The sequence below is a fragment of the Pseudomonas sp. HMSC066A08 genome, from assembly GCF_001813025.1.
Taxonomy (GTDB): Bacteria; Pseudomonadota; Gammaproteobacteria; order Pseudomonadales; family Pseudomonadaceae; genus Pseudomonas; species Pseudomonas aeruginosa.
Genome location: NZ_KV811299.1, coordinates 330,267 through 345,729, shown reverse-complemented (window position 1 = coordinate 345,729; position 15,463 = coordinate 330,267). Strand labels below are relative to the sequence as shown.

18 protein-coding genes and 1 tRNA gene are annotated in these 15,463 nt (G+C 68.9%); 11 read left to right on the top strand and 8 right to left on the bottom strand.

Annotated features, from left to right (window positions below; all coding sequences use genetic code 11):
• Nucleotides 1-10 precede the first annotated feature (10 nt).
• Entirely contained in the window at nucleotides 11-1,012 is a 1,002-nt protein-coding gene (locus HMPREF2886_RS15370) for an AraC family transcriptional regulator (RefSeq protein ID WP_003095270.1), read from the bottom strand.
• Between the two features lie 260 nt (nucleotides 1,013-1,272).
• Here HMPREF2886_RS15370 and HMPREF2886_RS15365 point away from each other — a divergent pair, with 260 nt between their 5' ends.
• The 4 genes from HMPREF2886_RS15365 (at nucleotide 1,273) to HMPREF2886_RS15350 (ending at nucleotide 3,949) form a co-directional block, all read left to right on the top strand.
• The gene (locus tag HMPREF2886_RS15365) at nucleotides 1,273-2,130 is read left to right on the top strand and encodes a MaoC family dehydratase (RefSeq protein ID WP_058173443.1); all 858 of its coding nucleotides are present in this window, start codon (nucleotides 1,273-1,275) and stop codon (nucleotides 2,128-2,130) included.
• Nucleotides 2,131-2,211: 81 nt separating this feature from the next.
• Nucleotides 2,212-2,517, top strand: coding sequence for a nucleotide pyrophosphohydrolase (locus HMPREF2886_RS15360; protein ID WP_003102255.1), 306 nt, complete (start codon nucleotides 2,212-2,214; stop codon nucleotides 2,515-2,517).
• Nucleotides 2,514-3,263: a methyltransferase domain-containing protein gene (locus HMPREF2886_RS15355; protein ID WP_033977155.1), complete on the top strand. Its 750-nt coding sequence runs from the start codon at nucleotides 2,514-2,516 to the stop codon at nucleotides 3,261-3,263. The genes HMPREF2886_RS15360 and HMPREF2886_RS15355 overlap by 4 nt, the downstream gene beginning before the upstream one ends.
• Before the next feature lie 65 nt (nucleotides 3,264-3,328).
• Nucleotides 3,329-3,949 (top strand): DUF4136 domain-containing protein, encoded by a 621-nt coding sequence (locus HMPREF2886_RS15350; protein ID WP_003102259.1) that lies wholly within the window; start codon nucleotides 3,329-3,331, stop codon nucleotides 3,947-3,949.
• On the opposite strand, the gene HMPREF2886_RS15345 is transcribed toward HMPREF2886_RS15350, so the two are convergent.
• Nucleotides 3,934-4,869, bottom strand: coding sequence for a glycerophosphodiester phosphodiesterase family protein (locus tag HMPREF2886_RS15345; protein ID WP_039027883.1), 936 nt, complete (start codon nucleotides 4,867-4,869; stop codon nucleotides 3,934-3,936). The two genes, HMPREF2886_RS15350 and HMPREF2886_RS15345, sit on opposite strands and share 16 nt — an antisense overlap.
• A 131-nt stretch (nucleotides 4,870-5,000) precedes the next feature.
• Between HMPREF2886_RS15345 and HMPREF2886_RS15340 the strand changes: the two genes are divergently transcribed.
• The 6 genes from HMPREF2886_RS15340 (at nucleotide 5,001) to HMPREF2886_RS15315 (ending at nucleotide 8,731) form a co-directional block, all read left to right on the top strand.
• Entirely contained in the window at nucleotides 5,001-5,564 is a 564-nt protein-coding gene (locus HMPREF2886_RS15340; RefSeq protein WP_033974320.1) for a DUF4136 domain-containing protein, read from the top strand.
• 1 nt (nucleotide 5,565) lies between these two features.
• Complete coding sequence (locus HMPREF2886_RS15335) at nucleotides 5,566-6,048, top strand: GNAT family N-acetyltransferase (protein ID WP_033974318.1); 483 nt, start codon at nucleotides 5,566-5,568, stop codon at nucleotides 6,046-6,048.
• Complete coding sequence (locus HMPREF2886_RS15330) at nucleotides 6,038-6,415, top strand: DsrE family protein (RefSeq protein ID WP_033974316.1); 378 nt, start codon at nucleotides 6,038-6,040, stop codon at nucleotides 6,413-6,415. The genes HMPREF2886_RS15335 and HMPREF2886_RS15330 overlap by 11 nt, the downstream gene beginning before the upstream one ends.
• Nucleotides 6,412-6,879 (top strand): glycine cleavage system protein H, encoded by a 468-nt coding sequence (locus HMPREF2886_RS15325; RefSeq protein ID WP_033974313.1) that lies wholly within the window; start codon nucleotides 6,412-6,414, stop codon nucleotides 6,877-6,879. Before HMPREF2886_RS15330 ends, HMPREF2886_RS15325 begins: the two co-directional genes overlap by 4 nt.
• 443 nt (nucleotides 6,880-7,322) lie before the next feature.
• Complete coding sequence (locus HMPREF2886_RS15320) at nucleotides 7,323-7,529, top strand: hypothetical protein (protein ID WP_057389513.1); 207 nt, start codon at nucleotides 7,323-7,325, stop codon at nucleotides 7,527-7,529.
• 473 nt (nucleotides 7,530-8,002) lie between these two features.
• Entirely contained in the window at nucleotides 8,003-8,731 is a 729-nt protein-coding gene (locus HMPREF2886_RS15315; RefSeq protein WP_039027881.1) for a GrpB family protein, read from the top strand.
• 25 nt (nucleotides 8,732-8,756) lie between these two features.
• Here the strand turns inward: HMPREF2886_RS15315 and HMPREF2886_RS15310 are convergent, their stop codons facing one another.
• The 3 genes from HMPREF2886_RS15310 to HMPREF2886_RS15300 form a co-directional block, all read right to left on the bottom strand.
• The gene (locus HMPREF2886_RS15310) at nucleotides 8,757-9,332 is read right to left on the bottom strand and encodes a P-loop NTPase family protein (protein ID WP_070747762.1); all 576 of its coding nucleotides are present in this window, start codon (nucleotides 9,330-9,332) and stop codon (nucleotides 8,757-8,759) included.
• Nucleotides 9,329-10,129 carry a class I SAM-dependent methyltransferase gene (locus HMPREF2886_RS15305; protein WP_033967995.1) on the bottom strand — a complete coding sequence of 267 codons (801 nt, stop codon included), beginning with the start codon at nucleotides 10,127-10,129 and terminating at the stop codon, nucleotides 9,329-9,331. Before HMPREF2886_RS15305 ends, HMPREF2886_RS15310 begins: the two co-directional genes overlap by 4 nt.
• A 295-nt stretch (nucleotides 10,130-10,424) precedes the next feature.
• Nucleotides 10,425-10,793 (bottom strand): hypothetical protein, encoded by a 369-nt coding sequence (locus HMPREF2886_RS15300; protein ID WP_073649922.1) that lies wholly within the window; start codon nucleotides 10,791-10,793, stop codon nucleotides 10,425-10,427.
• 262 nt (nucleotides 10,794-11,055) lie between these two features.
• On the opposite strand from HMPREF2886_RS15300, the gene HMPREF2886_RS15295 reads away from it, so the two are divergent.
• Nucleotides 11,056-11,778: a carbon-nitrogen hydrolase family protein gene (locus HMPREF2886_RS15295; protein WP_070747759.1), complete on the top strand. Its 723-nt coding sequence runs from the start codon at nucleotides 11,056-11,058 to the stop codon at nucleotides 11,776-11,778.
• A 40-nt stretch (nucleotides 11,779-11,818) separates the two neighbouring features.
• On the opposite strand, the gene HMPREF2886_RS15290 is transcribed toward HMPREF2886_RS15295, so the two are convergent.
• The 3 genes from HMPREF2886_RS15290 to selA form a co-directional block, all read right to left on the bottom strand.
• Nucleotides 11,819-11,914, bottom strand: a tRNA-Sec gene (locus tag HMPREF2886_RS15290).
• A 206-nt stretch (nucleotides 11,915-12,120) separates the two neighbouring features.
• Nucleotides 12,121-14,046, bottom strand: coding sequence for a selenocysteine-specific translation elongation factor (gene selB, locus HMPREF2886_RS15285; protein ID WP_070747756.1), 1,926 nt, complete (start codon nucleotides 14,044-14,046; stop codon nucleotides 12,121-12,123).
• Entirely contained in the window at nucleotides 14,043-15,449 is a 1,407-nt protein-coding gene (gene selA / locus HMPREF2886_RS15280) for an L-seryl-tRNA(Sec) selenium transferase (protein ID WP_070747753.1), read from the bottom strand. The genes selB and selA overlap by 4 nt, the downstream gene beginning before the upstream one ends.
• Between the last annotated feature and the right edge of the window lie 14 nt (nucleotides 15,450-15,463).

The window sequence follows — 15,463 nt, the reverse complement described above, 5'->3', positions numbered from 1 at the left end:
CGGACAGGCCCTACCCGCGCCCCTGCTGCCCGCGCCGGCGGAACTCCACCGGCGTCTCGCCGACCCAGCGCTTGAACGCGCGATAGAAGGTGCTCGGCTCGGAAAACCCGGTGCGTTCGACGATCACTTCGATGCGCTCGTCGGTCTTCAGCAGCAGTTCCTTGGCCAGTCGGCAGCGGTAGTCGGTGACCAGGTCATTGAAGCGCACCCCGGCCATCGCCAGGCGTTCGCGCAGACGTCGGGCCGGCATGCCGAGGCGCGCGGCGACCTGCTCCAGGGTGGCGCCTCCGTCCACCAGCAGTTCGCCGATCAGTTCGCGGACCTGGCGTACCAGGTCCAGGCGCTCCACTTCGGCCAGTTGCCGGCGCGCCAGCGACTCATGCATGCGCAGCAGTTCCGGGGCGGCGTGGCGCGAGGGCTTGTCCAGCACCGCGGCATCGAATACCAGCGCGTAGCGCGGCATGCCGAGGATCGTCGGGCAGCCGTAGACCGCACGGTAGCGCTCCATCGGCGCTCCGGTTTCGTTCATCAGTTGCACTTCCAGCGGCTTGAACTCGCCCTCGGTGAGCGCACCGAACAGGCGGATCACCGCGCCGGCGAGCATTTCCGGGAAGTGACGGTTGATCGCCGGCGATTCGCCCAGCGACAGCACCGCGCGCTCGCCCTCCACCTCCAGTTGCGCCTGCAGGGTGTCGGACAGCAGGCGTACGTAGCGCAGGGAATGGCGCAGGCCGGCGCCGAAGGTATCGCTGGAGAGGAACAGGTATTCCAGGAGCAGGCCATGGAACGCCGGCAGGTGCTCGGCCAGGTGCAGGCCGACATGCTCTTCGCCGCACTCGTCGGCGGCGGCCTTCCAGAACAGGTTCTGTGCGGAATGGGGAAAACGGCCGGCCGGCAGGCCACCCGGCGGCAGCCCGACACGGACCAGGACCCGGTCCGGATCGCAGCCGCTGGCGCGCAGGGCGTCGATCACCGGGCGCATCAGCGCTACATCGTCGGTCAGATCACGCATGGTGTTTTTTCTAGTTATCCATGGGGCGGGCCCATCTTAGGCAGCTTTGCCATCCCCTCTCAAGGAGAGGCCATAGAAATAACCCATCCCGCATGACGGAAAAACCCTCAGATCGACTAGCCGCCGGCGTGGTCGAAAATCTCGATGCAGACGCATCCCGGAGCCAATTGACCGCCCTGCCAGCGGCGCCGGCCAGGCGGCCAATGCCTGCTGCGGGTGCTCGACTAAGCTGACAGCCACCTATTTCGAGGAGATGTCCAATGCCCACCGCCTGGCTCGACCTGCCCGCCCCACCCGCCCTGCCCGGCCTGTTCCTGCGCGCCGCACTGCGCCGCGGCATCCGCGGCAAGGCCCTGCCCGAGCGCGGCCTGCGCAGCCAGGTCACGGTGGACCCGAAGCACCTCGAGCGCTACCGCCAGGTCTGCGGCTTCCGCGACGACGGCCTGCTGCCGCCGACCTACCCGCACATCCTCGCCTTCCCGCTGCAGATGGCGCTGCTCACCGACAAGCGCTTCCCCTTCCCGCTGCTCGGCCTGGTCCACCTGGAGAACCGCATCGACGTGCTGCGCGCGCTCGGCGGCCTCGGCCCGTTCACCGTGAGCGTCGCGGTGGAAAACCTGCAACCGCACGACAAGGGCGCCACCTTCAGCATCGTCACCCGCCTGGAAGACCAGCTTGGCCTGCTCTGGGTCGGTGACAGCAAGGTGCTCTGCCGCGGCGTCAAGGTGCCCGGCGAGATTCCGCCGAAAGCCGAGCAGGAGCCGCTGCCGCTGGAGCCGGTCGACAACTGGAAGGCGCCCGCCGACATTGGCCGGCGCTATGCCCGCGCCGCCGGCGACTACAACCCGATCCACCTGTCGACATCCAGCGCCAAGCTGTTCGGCTTTCCCCGCGCCATCGCCCACGGCCTGTGGAACAAGGCTCGCAGCCTGGCCGCCCTGGGCGAGCGACTGCCGGCCTCGGGCTATCGGGTCGAGGTGCGCTTCCAGAAGCCGGTGCTGCTGCCGGCCAGCCTCACCCTGCTGGCCAGCGCGGCGGCGGCGGACGGCCAGTTCAGCCTGCGCGGCAAGGACGACCTGCCGCACATGGCCGGGCATTGGAGCCGGCTACAGGGCTGACGCCGGTCCGCCATGCCTTGAAGCTTCGGGCGCAAAGCCCGAAGCTATGCGGCTGCTTACCGCCACCGCGAAGAATCCCCCATGGACCTGCACGAACTCACCGCGCGCCTGCACGCCATCCGCGACCGCAACGACTGGCGCCAATTCCACAGCCCGAAGAACCTGGCCATGGCCGCCAGCGTCGAGATGGCCGAACTGGTGGAGATCTTCCAGTGGCTGACGGAAGACCAGTCGCGCACGCTGTCGGCCGAGCAGCTCGAACACGCTGGCCAGGAAGTTGGCGACATCGTCCTTTATCTGCTGCTGTTCTGCGGGGAAACCGGCCTCGACCTGGAACAGGTGGTGCGCGCCAAGCTGGCCGACTGCGAACGGCGCTTCCTGCCATGAGCGACCGCCACTTCGACGAACTGGCGACGCGCTTCGCCGAAAAGATCTACGGTGGCGCCAAGGGCGCGATCCGCCTCGCGGTACTCCAGGCCGACCTCGCCGAGGCCCTGCCGGAGCGGCCTCTGCGGGTACTCGACATCGGCGCCGGGCTCGGCCACATGTCGCTCTGGCTGGCCGCTCGCGGCCACCGCGTAACCCTCGCCGAGCCAGCGCAACCCATGCTCGACGGCGCCCGCCAGCGCTTCGCCGAAGCCGGGCAGGCCGCCGAATTCATCCAGGCGCCCTGGCAGGAACTGCTCGGCCAGCTCACCGAGCCCTACGACCTGGTGCTCTGCCACGCCGTGCTCGAGTGGCTGGCCGAACCCCATGCGATCCTGCCGGTGCTGCACCAACTCTGCGCACCCGGCGGCTGGCTGTCGCTGGCCTTCTACAACCGCGACGCGCTGATCTACCGCAACCTGCTCAAGGGCCACTTCCGCAAGCTGCGCAAGGAACGCTTCGCCGGCGAGGGGCAGAGCCTGACCCCGCAGCGCCCGCTCGACCCGCGCGAGCTGGAACAGGCGATGGCAGCGCGTTGGCGCATCGAGGCGCGCAGCGGCGTGCGGGTGTTCCACGACTACATGCCGAGCGATTTCCAGGCCAAGGCCGAACTGCTCGACCTAGTGGAAATGGAACTGGCCTACCGCCGCCACACGGTCTTTGCCGGGCTTGGCCGCTACCTGCACTGGCTGTGCCGCCCGCAATGAAAGGCGCAGAATGCAGTCTGAGCCTGCAAGGGCCGCCGACGTAGCGCGGCCACGGAGCGTCGAGCATGCAATCGCGACTGTTGATCCTGCCGTTACTCGCCAGCCTGGCCGCCCTCGGCGCCTGCCAGGGCGACAATCCCTACCGCGCCAGCTCCCTGCCCTACCCGCCGCAGCCGGCCACCGCGGCCAATCCCGGCCTCGATCCCGGCGCCTATCCGGCGGCGCCGCGCGACTACGCCCGCTACCGTAGCTGGAGCTGGGCCGCCGCCGGGGTCAGCGGCTTTCCCCAGGGCCTGGACGACAACCAGTTGCGCGACGCCGTCAGCCAGCAGCTCGACCAGCGCGGCCTGCGCCCGGCGCGGCCGGGCAGCGCGGCCGACCTGCAGGTCAGCGCGTTCCTGCGCAACGAACTGCGCACCCGCCAGGTCACCGACTACTACGGCGGCTACTACGGCAACTACGGCGGCTGGCGCGATCCCTGGTACGGCTATGGCGCCAGCTACCCGGTGACCCGCAGCTACACCGTGCAGGTCACCGTGGTCCGCGTCGAGCTGAACGACGCCCGCAGCGGCCAGCCGGTGTGGGGCAACAGCGCCGAGTTCGACTCCGGCGACTCCGCCAGCGAACAGGCCAAGGCCCTGCGCGAAGCGGTGAAACGGGCGCTGTCGAGCTACCCGCCGGGCTGATCGGCGAGCACCCGGCGGCGGATCGCCTCCATCTTCCTGGGCGAGTTGCTCATCACCGCGTCGGCGCCCAGGGCACGCGCGATGCGGTAGTCCTCGGCGGTCTCGATGCCGAACATCACCACCTTCACCGGCTCGCGGCGCACGCAGTCCATCGCTTTGCGCGTCCACAACTGCGCCGCCGGCACCTCGTAGGAGGACTCGCCAAGGGTGAAGCGCTCGGTCACCGTCAGTTCGCGGCGCAGTTCGATGCCCATCCAGGTGCCGCCGGCCGGCGGTGCCTCGCAGCGCTCGCCAAAGGCCAGGCCGACCAGGCGGTTGCGCGTCGCATCGCGGCTTTCGAACTGTCGCGCGCGGTCCGCGTAGCGCTGCGCCAGGTAGTCGTTGGCGGCCTTCTCGGTGGAATAGAAACGCACCCGCGACCAAGCCTTCTGCCGTTCCAGCTCGCCGGCCACGGCATCGACCAGCGGCTCCACCGGCAGCGACTTCATGTCGAGGAACACCGGCACCTGCGGCGGGATCGCCCGCAGCGCCTGGCGCAGCGTCGGAATCCGCAGCGGCTTCTGGCGGTAGGGATAGCTGCCGTCCTCGGCCTTGAACATATAGCCGGCGTTCAAGCGCGCCAGCTCGGCCAGGCTCGACTGGCCGACCGCGCCGGCGCCCTGGGTCAGGACCGCCAGGTCAGCGGGGCGATAGAGCACCGGATGGCCATCGGCGCTCAACTGCACCGAGAGCCATAGCGCATCGGCGCCGTTGTCCAACGCCTTGCGGATCGCCAGCAGGGTGTTCTCCGGGTAGTCCGCGGTGCCGGCGCGATGGGCCACCAGCAGCGGGCCCGGGCCATCCGCCGGTACCACCGAGCGGGCCTCGACGCAGCCGGTCAGCGACAGGCCCAGCAGCAGGATCGCAATACTTCGATTCATTTCATTCTCCCGTCGCGCCCTATAGGGCGGGCACTCGCCAACGTTACTTGTGAAGACGTTTCAAACCCGCGTTTCCTCTTGCCTTTCATCCGGCGCTGAGCTTGGATGTGAACTCTGACTGGAGAAAAACCATGATCCGCCGAATCCTGCTGCTCGGCCTGCTCCTCAGCCTCGCAGCCTGCGAAACCACCCAGCTCGACCGCGACTTCGACAGCTCCCGCGACTTCGCCGCCTACCGCAGCTGGAGCTGGTCGCGACCCGCCTTCGAATACCGCCCCGACGACCCACGCATCAAGAGCGACCTCACCGAGCAACGCATCCGCGAAGCCGTCGCCCAGCAGCTCGACCAGCGCGGCCTGCGTCCGGCCCAGGGCAACGCCGGGGGCGACGTCACGGTGCGCGCCTATCTGATCGTCGACGATCGCCAGGACCAGATCACCACCAACTACGGCGGCGGTTACTGGGGCGGCTACTGGGGAGGATACTGGGGCGGCCCGGCGATGGCCGAGACGCGCACCGTGAATTACAAGGTTGCCACCCTCCAGGTCGACCTGTTCGACGGCAAGGACGGCAAGCTGGTCTGGCGCGGCAGCGGCGAGCAGATCATGCGCACCAGTCCGCCGAGTCCGGCCGAGCGCGAGCAGGCGATCCGCGAGACGGTGCAGAAAGTCATGTCGCAATACCCGCCGCGCTGACATGCAGCTCAGCCACCGCCCGGCGGAGACCGGCGACCTGGAGACGGTCGCCGGCTTCCCCCAGGACCGCGACGAACTCTTTTATTGCTACCCCAAGGCGATCTGGCCGTTCAGCGTCGCCCAACTGGCCGCCGCCATCGCCGAACGCCGCGGCAGCACCGTGGCCGTGCACGACGGGCAGGTGGTCGGCTTCGCCAATTTCTACCAGTGGCAGCACGGCGACTTCTGCGCCCTCGGCAACATGATGGTGGCGCCCGCCGCGCGCGGCCTGGGCGTGGCCCGCTACCTGATCGGGGTCATGGAAAACCTCGCCCGCGAACAGTACAAAGCGCGCCTGATGAAGATTTCCTGCTTCAACGCCAACGCCGCCGGGCTGCTGCTCTATACCCAGCTCGGCTATCAGCCGCGCGCCATCGCCGGACGCCACGATCCGGACGGCCGGCGCGTGGCGCTGATCCAGATGGACAAGCCCCTTGAACCCTGACATCCACGCCCAGCGCGTCCTCATCATCGTCTCCAGCGGCCCGAGCACCCCGGCCCGCTGCGCCGCGCCCTTCCACACCGCGACCCTGCTGGCCTGCATGGACGCCGAGGTGACCCTGTTCCTCAGCGGCGAAGGCGTACAGTTGGCGCGCCGCGCCGTCGCCGACCAGTTGCGCGCGCTGGACGGCGGCGAGCCGCTGCGCCACTTCATCCGCCAAGCCCGCGAAGCCGGCGCGCGCCTGCTGATGTGCCGCCAGCCCGGGGTGAACATCGACGAAAGCGAACTGATCGAGGAACTCGACGAAATCTCCAGCGGCGGCGAACTGGCACGGCTGATCCTCGAATCCGAGCGGGTACTGACCCTATGAGCGCGAACCTGCACGGCCTGGAATTCCCCGACGGGCTGTTCTACGCCCCGGACTACAACCTGTGGCTGCGCGAGGAAGTCGACGGCAGCCTGACCCTGGGCCTGAGCGCCTACGGCTGCGCGCTGTATGGCGAAATCTTCGCCTTCACCCCCAAGCGCGATGGCTGGCATATCGAGCGCGACCGCAGCTTCGGCGTGGTCGAGTTCGCCAAGGCTGCCTCCTCGGCCCGCAGCCCGTTGGCCGGGACCCTGCTGGCGAGCAACGCGGCGGTGGTCAAGCGCCCGGCGCTGATCAACCGGGATTGCTACGGCGAGGGCTGGATGGTGCGGCTGCAACCGGACGACTGGGCCTCGGCGCGGGGCGCATTTCTCCTGGGAGACACGGCGCGGGAGGCATTCGCGGAGCGTATGCGCCTGGATGGGTTCGATCCGCAGCATCCAGGGGTACAGGCGCTGGATTTCTGAGACTCCCGGGCTTTACCCGCACCCCGCTTGCGGAGGGAGAATAACGTCGGCGGCGTTATTCGCCGATCAGGCGGAGGTGCATAAAAATATCCTGTACCTGCCTAACCCTTCGGCAGGTTGTGACTAGATCCGTAGGGCGCATAACGCCAATGGCGTTATCCGCCAATCGCCTTCAGGCCGCACCCAGGCGAAACGGAGAATCAATGCCCTATCCCGTAAGCCCTTTCGTCCTGTCTCGCTTCAAGCCCGCGCCATACGAGGGCTTCCCGTCCATCGGGGCTGCCCCCCTCAACTTCATGCCCCTCGCTCTCCTTGCCCGCTCTCCACCGGCCTCCTAATGTATCCCTGCTGCCACTCGGCAGACGGGTCTGGCGTCCCGAACGACTGAGAAAATCTGCCGGCAGGACCGGCGGCAATCGCTCATCATCAAGGGAAAGCACCCCATGACCACCCTCGAACTCCTCGACGAAGCCATCGCCCACCAGAACGCCGCCCGTGACCTGTTGCGCCTGTTGTCCGGCGCCGAAAACCTCGGCACGCCAGCGCCGGAGATACTCTCCGGCGCACTGTGCGGGATCGAATACCTGCTGGACGAGGCGCAGGCACGCTACGAGGAGGCGTGGGAGAAACAGCGAACGATTGCGGGATGAACAGTAGCTGAGCGTTCGACAAACGCCCCCGCAGCATCCAGCCGAAACCAAGATTGAGGCATGCGCGAAGCCATGCTTTCTCTCCTGATGGCGGGGCGGCGACCCGCCATCAGAAGGCCGAGTGGAGTCGTTGCGAAGGCGAACGAGCGGCAGGGCGGCGCGAGAGCTGCCAGGGACAATGATGTCGCGAGGGAGCGCAGTAACTGGCATCGGATGCAGGGACAAGCGCTTTGGTTACGTTATCGGCGGCCGACCATCCGGCGAGCGAGAAGGTGACTCTCCTGGAAAGGCGAAACAAGAGGCCAAGGCAGGCACGCGAATCAGCTTGACCGCCAAGCTCAAAGCACGCACAAGTTATTCAACGAGCGGTCTGCGCCGTACTCCCGCCCCAAAAGGCGGATAACGCCGCTGGCGTTATTCGCCCTACCCCAGCCCCATCGCCTCCAACCTCCCGAATATCCACGGAACCCGCCATGTCCCCACCCCAACCGCCCCGCTTCGACGGCCAACGCTGGAGCAACGCCGACGACGACCGCATCGAGGTACTGCCCGCCGACCCCGCCTGGCCACAACGCTTCGCCGCCGAAGCCGAGGCCATTCGCACGGCGCTGGCGCTGCCCGGGCTGGGCATCGAGCATGTCGGCAGCACCGCGGTGCCCGGGCTCGACGCCAAGCCGATCATCGACATCCTCCTGCTGCCGCCGCCCGGCCACGATCCGCAACGGCTGGTAGCCCCGCTGGAGGGACTCGGCTACCAGTTCTGGCGCGAGAACCCGAACACTCAACGGATGTTCTTCGTCAAAGGCATGCCGCCCTTCGGCCATGGCCGCACCCACCATGTCCATGTCATGCCCCTGGCCCAGGCCGACCGCTACCTGCTGTTCCGCGACTGGCTGCGCAACCACCCCGACGACGCCCGCCTCTACGCCGAAACCAAGCACGCCCTGGCCCGCCGCTACCCCACCGACCGCGAGGCCTATACCCGTGGCAAGGACGAGGTCGTCGCAAGGATTCTCGGCCGGGCGCTGGCGGCGACGCGGCACCCAACAATACAGAGTGGCCTGGTAAGGGGAGAACGCGAAACGCACGCCAGGAGTCTGCGTGAAACGCTGGTCGCCGGCGCGGAATCGACGCCAGGCGGCCCCGCCGATACAGCCTATTTCGAGTCGCTGCGCAGCCGGGTAAGCAAGCCCCAGGGCTGAGGCGGATAGCGTGCTTCGCTCACTACTACGACTGTGCGAGCGCGGCTTCCACCAACCTCTCGATCACCTCCCCCAGCCTCCCCGGCTCGCCAACCTCCACCCAGCGCAAATGCGCGAACCGCGGATCCTCGCGCAGGCCGGCGTATTTGCGGCGGTTGCCTGCGAAGGTGTTCCATGACCAGAGCAGGATCGAATCCCTGGAGCAGAACGCCATCCGCAGCGATTCACGGTTGCCGTGGGACAGGCGGGTGCGCAACAGGCCCCGGGCCAGGGTGCGGCGAAGGACCCGGGAGAACACCGTCCAGCGCCCGAAATTCAGCCATACCACGTGGGTGGCGCGGCCCCAGAGCAGCTCGCGGACGGCGCTGTAGTTGCCGTCGGCGACCCAGCGCGGCGCCGTCGTCGCCTGCTCCACGGCGTGCTCGAAGCGTTCGTGGGGCACGGCTTGCCAGCCGGGGCCCCAGTAGAGTCGGTCGAGTTCGACATGCGTACAACCCAGCCTGGCGGCCAGCGCGGCGGAGAAGGTCGACTTCCCGGCCCCGCTGGTGCCGACCACCACCACACGCAGCGGCGCGCCTTGCTCGGCCTCGACGCAGGTCATGCCTTGACCGCGACCAGCGTGTAGCACATCGGGATCGCCAGCGGTCCGTCCTCGTAGAGGTCGTAGAGTTCCTCGCGGTTCGAGTGCGGGTATTCCTTGAAGTGACTCAGGCGCAGGCCGGCGCCGAGCAGCCCGCCGAGGATGTCGCCGAGCGGGTGGACGTACCAGTAGCTGGCGATGCCGGTATCGCTGCCGCTGCCTTCGTAGACGATGGCCTCCCGGGATACGTGGGGCGTATCGGTGAAGTAGTCGTTGCGCAGTTCGAACGGTCGCTCCGACTCGGGTTCGAGCATCTCCAGGAACGGGTGGGTTTCATAGATCGCCAATTGCCCGCCCGGCTTCAGCAGGCCGCTCACCGAGGCGAAGAAGCGCGCGATGTCGGGCATCCAGTTGAGCACACCAATGGTGATCAGCAGCAGGTCGAACTGACCGTCCAGCTCGGCCGGCAGCTCGTAGGCATTGGCTTCGACGAAACGCGGCTGGTGCGGCGAGCGCTCGGCCAGTTGCCGCGCCTGGGCGAGGAAGGCGGCGGACTGGTCGATCCCCACCGCCCGCGCGACGCCGAAGGCGTACAGCGAAAGCACTTCCCGGCCGTTGTTGCAGCCGACCTGGACCGCCGCCTTGCCGGCCAGGTCCAGATTGCGCAGCACGCCAGCCAGGGTCTCGTCCAGGCAACTGAAGCCGGTTTCCTGTACCGCCAGCGACAATTCCTGCCAGCCGCTGCCACGCAGGTGACTGTCGGCGGACGCGTCCCAGGCGCGTCGGTTGCTTTCCACCGCGTGTTCAAGATCCGTCATGCGAAAACCTCAGAAGTGTTCCCAGGAAGGCCAGCCGAGTCGCGAACCCGCAGCCCACTCAATCGCGGAATTGCAGCCCGATATGGGCTCGGCAGTCGCGTCGTTCCAGGCTGCCTTCCTGGAAAGCGCCGCAGGCGCGGTTTCTCAGAGGCAGCGTCTGTTCCACCACGGTCGCCCGCACCTCGTTCGCCGGTTGGCGCTGCTCGGCGGGTCGTGGCGCCTGACGCCGGCCGTTCAGGTTGTCGGCCCCGCCTGGCGGGATGCGCCGGCGCGTCGCTGCGATCCGCCTGCATGCTCAATAGAGACCGGTGGCGCTGCCCCGCTCGAACAGCGGCACCTGGTTGGCCAGGATCATGTTGTAGCTGAGCATGAACGGCACCCCGCCGTCGCTTTCGGCGATCTGGCTTACCCAGCCGATGGGGTTGTTGAACAGCGATTCGTCGGGGCTGAGCACGCCCACGGCGGCGCTGTCCGGGTCGCCGTCCCAGGTCACGTCGCCCCAATGCCAACCGAGGCCGCGCACGTACTGCGCCCCGATCAACGCGCCAAGGGCGAAGACCGCCTCGTCGTCGAGGCTGCGCCCCTGCGCCCTCGCATCGCGCACGTAGTCGGTGACGGCGGCGACGATCCGCGCCGGCGTCTCGTCCGCGGCGACGCCAAGCAAGGCGAGCCCCTGTGCCTGCAAGTCCGCCAGTTGCTGTTGCAGGTCCGTTGAAAGCGGATTGATCTCGGCCATCCCTGTTCTCCCGAGGCAAGGGTGCGCACCCGTCCGTCGGGCGCGCCATGAAGCGCGTTATCTTACGGCTTCGCGGCGACGAAAGCGCCCTCCCCAGCCAAACGTAGCGCAGCCGCTAATCGCCTCTTCCCGGAAATGCTGCCTTCGGCTCTACTGGCGAATTCGTGCCATCCATACCCGAGGCAGCCCCATGACGCTGATCGCCGCCGCCCAGAGCTGCGCCCACCCCGCCGACCTGCCACGCAACCTCGACGACCACCTGCGCCTGATGCGTATCGCCCAGGCACGGGGCGTGCGCCTGCTGGTGTTTCCCGAACTGTCGCTCACCGGCTACGAGCCCACCGTTGCCGCCGCCCTCGCCCAGCCGGCGGATACGCCCCTGCTGCAACCGCTGCGCCAGCTCGCCGAGCAGGCACGGATGACCACGGTGGTCGGCCTGCCGCTGCGCTCGCCGAAGCATGCCAAGCCACTGATCGCCGCCCTGATCCTCGGCGCCGACGGCAGCCTCGGCGTCTATGCCAAGCAGCATCTGCACGCGGGCGAGGAACGTCACTTCTCAGCCGGCGACGGCGGCCCCCTGCTGGAGATCGACGGCCTGCCGGTGGCGTTGGCAGTCTGCGCCGACTTCAGCCAGCCCAGCCACCCGGCCCACGCCGCCCGTGCCGGCGCTCGCCTCTACATCGCCAGCGCGCTGATAGGAGAAAACGGCTACCCGGCCGACTCGGCCCTGCTCGCCGGTTATGCCCGCGAGCACGGAATGGGCGTGCTGCTGGCCAACCATGGCGGGCCGACGGGTGGCTGGAAGGCGGCGGGCAGGAGTGCGTTTTGGAATGAGCGGGGAGCGCTGGTCAGGGAGACGACGGGGACGGGGGAGACGCTGCTTCTGCTGGAATGGACCGAGATAGACGCTTGATCCTGTGAGACGCGATGGCCGCCGAAAGCGAGCGGAGAATTGGCGGAAGGCAGTGGGAGTCGAACCCACCCAGGAACGGCTGCCGTCCCCCACCGGATTTGAAGTCCGGCCACGCCACCGGGCGTGATTGCCTTCCTCTTTGATTTGCAAGATATTTTCTTCGAGGTGCGAGCTTATCAGGCCGAGGTCCGAAGAAGAAATGCCGGATGTCATGGAAAACCGCCCGCGGGACCCGGCGAGCAGAGCGTAGTCCACCCGGAAGCGCTTCACAGGCGTTTCCAGGCTGCCGTTGAAGGCGCGGTCAGCGGTGAGCCTGGGGTGCGCGACGGCGCCCCCTCGGCATCAGGCCGTGGACACGCCGAGAAGCTGTTCGGCCAGCGCCGAGCCCTCGCGCAGGCGGCGGTCGTTGCCGATGCGGCGGGTCAGGCCGATGCGGTCGAAGTGCTCGAGGATCTGGATGCTGCGCTTGCGGCCGATGCCCAGGCGGTCGCGGAATTCCGCCGGGCGGATCAGCCCGGCGGGATCGCGGACCTGCACGGCGATCTCGGCCAATTGACGCAGGGTGGCTTCCGGGTAGAACAGGTCGCGCACCACCTGCTGCAACTGGCCCAGGCGTGCCAGCTTGCGCAGCAGGTTGCGCATGACGGCTTCATCCTGGCGCAGCTCGCGGGCCAGGTCGCGGACCCAGGGCGGGTCGTAGCGGCCGGCTTCGAGCAACGGCCAGAGGCGCGCGCGCAATTGCTCCTCGCTATCGCTCAGGCGCACTTCGTGGCCGGGCAGGTGCAGCCAGGGCCCGCTGCTGTGCACGTCGCCGCCGGCCAGGGCGGCCTCGAGCAGGGCGATGAACACCGGCCGCTCCAGCTGCGGCAGGGCGTAGCGACGCAGGCGGTCGCGGTCGGGACCGAGTTCGTCCGGTAGCTCTTCGTGGAAGCGCCGCAGGCCGGCGAGCAGTTGCTCGACCAGGGCGAACCAGCGCTCCCCGGCGAACAACCGGGGGCCGAGGCGGGTCTGCACCTCGACCACCTCTTCCGGCAGCCGCCAGTGCTCGCGCGGGCGGTTGAAGGATTGCACCAGGCGTTGCGGGTCGAGGCCGTTCTCGGCCGCGCCGAGCAAGGTCGGCAGCGCTTCCTCCAGGCTTTCCTGGCGCAGCGCCTGGAGCTGTGCCAGGCGTGCCGGCGTTCGCCGGTTGCGCGCCGGCGCGGCGCCGTCGAGCACCCGCCCGCCGCCAAGGGTCCGCTGCGCCGACTGGTCGCGCAGCACCAGGCGGTCGCCGTGCAGGGCCTGGATCGGCGCGTTCAGCACCAGTTGGGCGAAGGCGCGGTGGCCAGGCTCCAGTTGTTCGCCTTCGAGCAGGGCCAGGCGTCCGGTGACGTCCTGGGTGCCCAGGTGCAGGTGCACCGGGGTCCAGTGGGTGAAGTCGCGGAGTTCGTCGGGCAACAGGCGGAAGTCGATGTCGACCCGCGTGGTCGGCGCGTGCAGCGCTGCCTGCAGCAGCCAGTCGCCGCGCTGGATCTGTTCCAGCGCGAGGCGCTCGCCGGCGATGTTCAAGGCCACGCGCTGGCCGGCCCAGGCCTGTTGCGCGGGCCGGTTCTGCGCGTGTAGGCCGCGCACCCGCACCGGCCGTCCGGCGTTGCCGAGGAGCAGTTCGTCGCCCACCGCGACCTGTCCGGAGAAGGCCGTGCCGGTGACCACGATGCCACTGCCGGCGACGCTGAAGGCCCGGTCCACCGCCAGGCGGAAGTATCCCTCGCGGCTACGCTCGCGGACTTCGCCGGCGAGCCCGCCGAGTGCTTCGCGCAGCGCCGCGACGCCCTCTCCGGTGCTGCTGGAGAGCGGGAAGATCGGCGAGCGCGCCAGCGGGCCGGAGGCCAGCAGGTGTTCGACCTGGGTCCGCACCTGCTGCACCCGCTGCGGCTCGACCCGGTCGATCTTGGTCAGCGCCACCAGCGCCCGGCGGATGCCGAGCAGTTCGACGATCGCCAGGTGCTCGCGGGTCTGCGGCATCAGGCCGTCGTCGGCGGCCACCACCAGCAGCACGCAATCGATGCCGCTGGCGCCGGCCAGCATGTTGTGGACGAAGCGCTCGTGGCCGGGCACGTCGATGAAGCCGGTGGGGCTGCCGTCGCCAAGGTCGGCGTAGAGATAGCCCAGGTCGATGGTGATCCCCCGCTGGCGCTCGGCCGGGCGGCGGTCGCCCTCGATGCCGGTGAGGGCGCGCAGCAGCGAGGTCTTGCCGTGGTCGATGTGCCCGGCGGTGCCGACGATCACGACAGCTCGCTCCGCAGTCGCGGCAACTGGGCACGGAACGCCGGCTCGTCGTCGAGCTGGCGCAGGTCGAGCCAGAGGGCGTCGTCGTCGAGCCGGCCGATCACCGGCAGCGGCAACCCGCGCAGGGCTTCCTCGAGGTTGCGCAGGGCGCGTCCGCGCAGGCGCCTGGGCTGCCGCGGACGCAGGCACAGCGCGGCGCTGGCCAGCCGCGCCACCGGCTGCGCGCCGCTGCCGATCATGCCCAGGGCGTCGACCACGGCGACCTCCCAGCCCTCGCCGAGCGCCTCGCCCAGCGCCGGCGCCAGGCGCTCGGCCTGGGCGCGGATCTCCGCCGCCGGGCGGCTGAGCAGGCGCAGGGTGGTCAGGCGTTCGGCGAGGCGGTCCGGATCGCGGTACAGGCCGAGCACCGCCTCGAGGGCGGCGAGGGTCAGCTTGTCGACGCGCAGGGCGCGCTTGAGCGGGTTCTTCTTGATCCGCCCGATCAGTTCGCGGTTGCCGAGGATCAGCCCGGCCTGGGGCCCGCCGAGCAATTTGTCGCCGCTGAAGGTAACGATGTCGGCGCCGTCGGCCAGGGCTTCCTGCACCGTCGGTTCCTTGGGCAGGCCCCAGCGGGTCAGGTCCACCAGGGTGCCGCTGCCGAGGTCTTCCAGCAGCGGCAGGCCGTGGCCATGGGCGATGGCCGCCAGTTGCGCGGTGGGCACGCTGGCGGTGAAGCCCTGGACGCTGTAATTGCTGGTGTGCACGCGCATCAGCAGGCCGCTGCGCGGGCCGATGGCGGCTTCGTAGTCCTTGGCGTGGGTACGGTTGGTGGTGCCCACCTCGTGCAAGCGCACGCCGGCGCGGGCCATGATGTCGGGAATGCGGAAGGCGCCGCCGATCTCGATCAGCTCCCCGCGCGAGATGATCCCTTCCTTGCGCGCCCCCAGGCTGTTCAGCGCCAGCAGCACCGCCGCCGCGTTGTTGTTGACCACGGTGACCGCCTCGGCGCCGGTGAGTTCGCGGATCAGCCCGGCGATCAGGTCGTCGCGGTCGCCGCGCTTGCCGCTGGCCAGGTCGAACTCCAGGTTCAGCGGGTAGCGCGCGGCCAGGGTGATCGCCTCGATGGCTTCGTCCGGCAACAGGGCGCGGCCGAGGTTGGTATGCAACACCGTGCCGGTCAGGTTGAACACCCGCCGAACGCGGCTGGCATGCTGCGCGGCGAGACGTTCGCCGGCGCGCCCGGCGAGCACCGCCTCGCTCAGTTCGATCTCGGCTAGGGCACCGCGTCGGGCCGGCTCGCGCAGTTCGTCGAGCAGGTCGCGGAGGGTCGCCAGCAACGCCTCGCGGCCGTAGCGCTGGTGCAGGGGAGCGGCCGCCGCGCTGCGCAGCAGGCGGTCGACCGAAGGCAAGCGAACGGAACTCATGGAGAAACCTTATC

What these genes read in the sequence shown, in the direction of transcription:
- HMPREF2886_RS15320 (WP_057389513.1), top strand. Translation starts at nt 7,323, where the DNA reads ATGACCACCCTCGAACTCCTCGACGAAGCCATCGCCCACCAGAACGCC.
- HMPREF2886_RS15335 (WP_033974318.1), top strand. Translation starts at nt 5,566, where the DNA reads ATGCAGCTCAGCCACCGCCCGGCGGAGACCGGCGACCTGGAGACGGTC.
- HMPREF2886_RS15365 (WP_058173443.1), top strand. Translation starts at nt 1,273, where the DNA reads ATGCCCACCGCCTGGCTCGACCTGCCCGCCCCACCCGCCCTGCCCGGC.
- HMPREF2886_RS15315 (WP_039027881.1), top strand. Translation starts at nt 8,003, where the DNA reads ATGTCCCCACCCCAACCGCCCCGCTTCGACGGCCAACGCTGGAGCAAC.
- HMPREF2886_RS15325 (WP_033974313.1), top strand. Translation starts at nt 6,412, where the DNA reads ATGAGCGCGAACCTGCACGGCCTGGAATTCCCCGACGGGCTGTTCTAC.
- HMPREF2886_RS15295 (WP_070747759.1), top strand. Translation starts at nt 11,056, where the DNA reads ATGACGCTGATCGCCGCCGCCCAGAGCTGCGCCCACCCCGCCGACCTG.
- HMPREF2886_RS15340 (WP_033974320.1), top strand. Translation starts at nt 5,001, where the DNA reads ATGATCCGCCGAATCCTGCTGCTCGGCCTGCTCCTCAGCCTCGCAGCC.
- HMPREF2886_RS15370 (WP_003095270.1), bottom strand. Translation starts at nt 1,012, where the DNA reads ATGCGTGATCTGACCGACGATGTAGCGCTGATGCGCCCGGTGATCGAC.
- HMPREF2886_RS15355 (WP_033977155.1), top strand. Translation starts at nt 2,514, where the DNA reads ATGAGCGACCGCCACTTCGACGAACTGGCGACGCGCTTCGCCGAAAAG.
- HMPREF2886_RS15305 (WP_033967995.1), bottom strand. Translation starts at nt 10,129, where the DNA reads ATGACGGATCTTGAACACGCGGTGGAAAGCAACCGACGCGCCTGGGAC.
- HMPREF2886_RS15310 (WP_070747762.1), bottom strand. Translation starts at nt 9,332, where the DNA reads ATGACCTGCGTCGAGGCCGAGCAAGGCGCGCCGCTGCGTGTGGTGGTG.
- selA (WP_070747753.1), bottom strand. Translation starts at nt 15,449, where the DNA reads ATGAGTTCCGTTCGCTTGCCTTCGGTCGACCGCCTGCTGCGCAGCGCG.
- HMPREF2886_RS15350 (WP_003102259.1), top strand. Translation starts at nt 3,329, where the DNA reads ATGCAATCGCGACTGTTGATCCTGCCGTTACTCGCCAGCCTGGCCGCC.
- HMPREF2886_RS15360 (WP_003102255.1), top strand. Translation starts at nt 2,212, where the DNA reads ATGGACCTGCACGAACTCACCGCGCGCCTGCACGCCATCCGCGACCGC.
- HMPREF2886_RS15345 (WP_039027883.1), bottom strand. Translation starts at nt 4,869, where the DNA reads ATGAATCGAAGTATTGCGATCCTGCTGCTGGGCCTGTCGCTGACCGGC.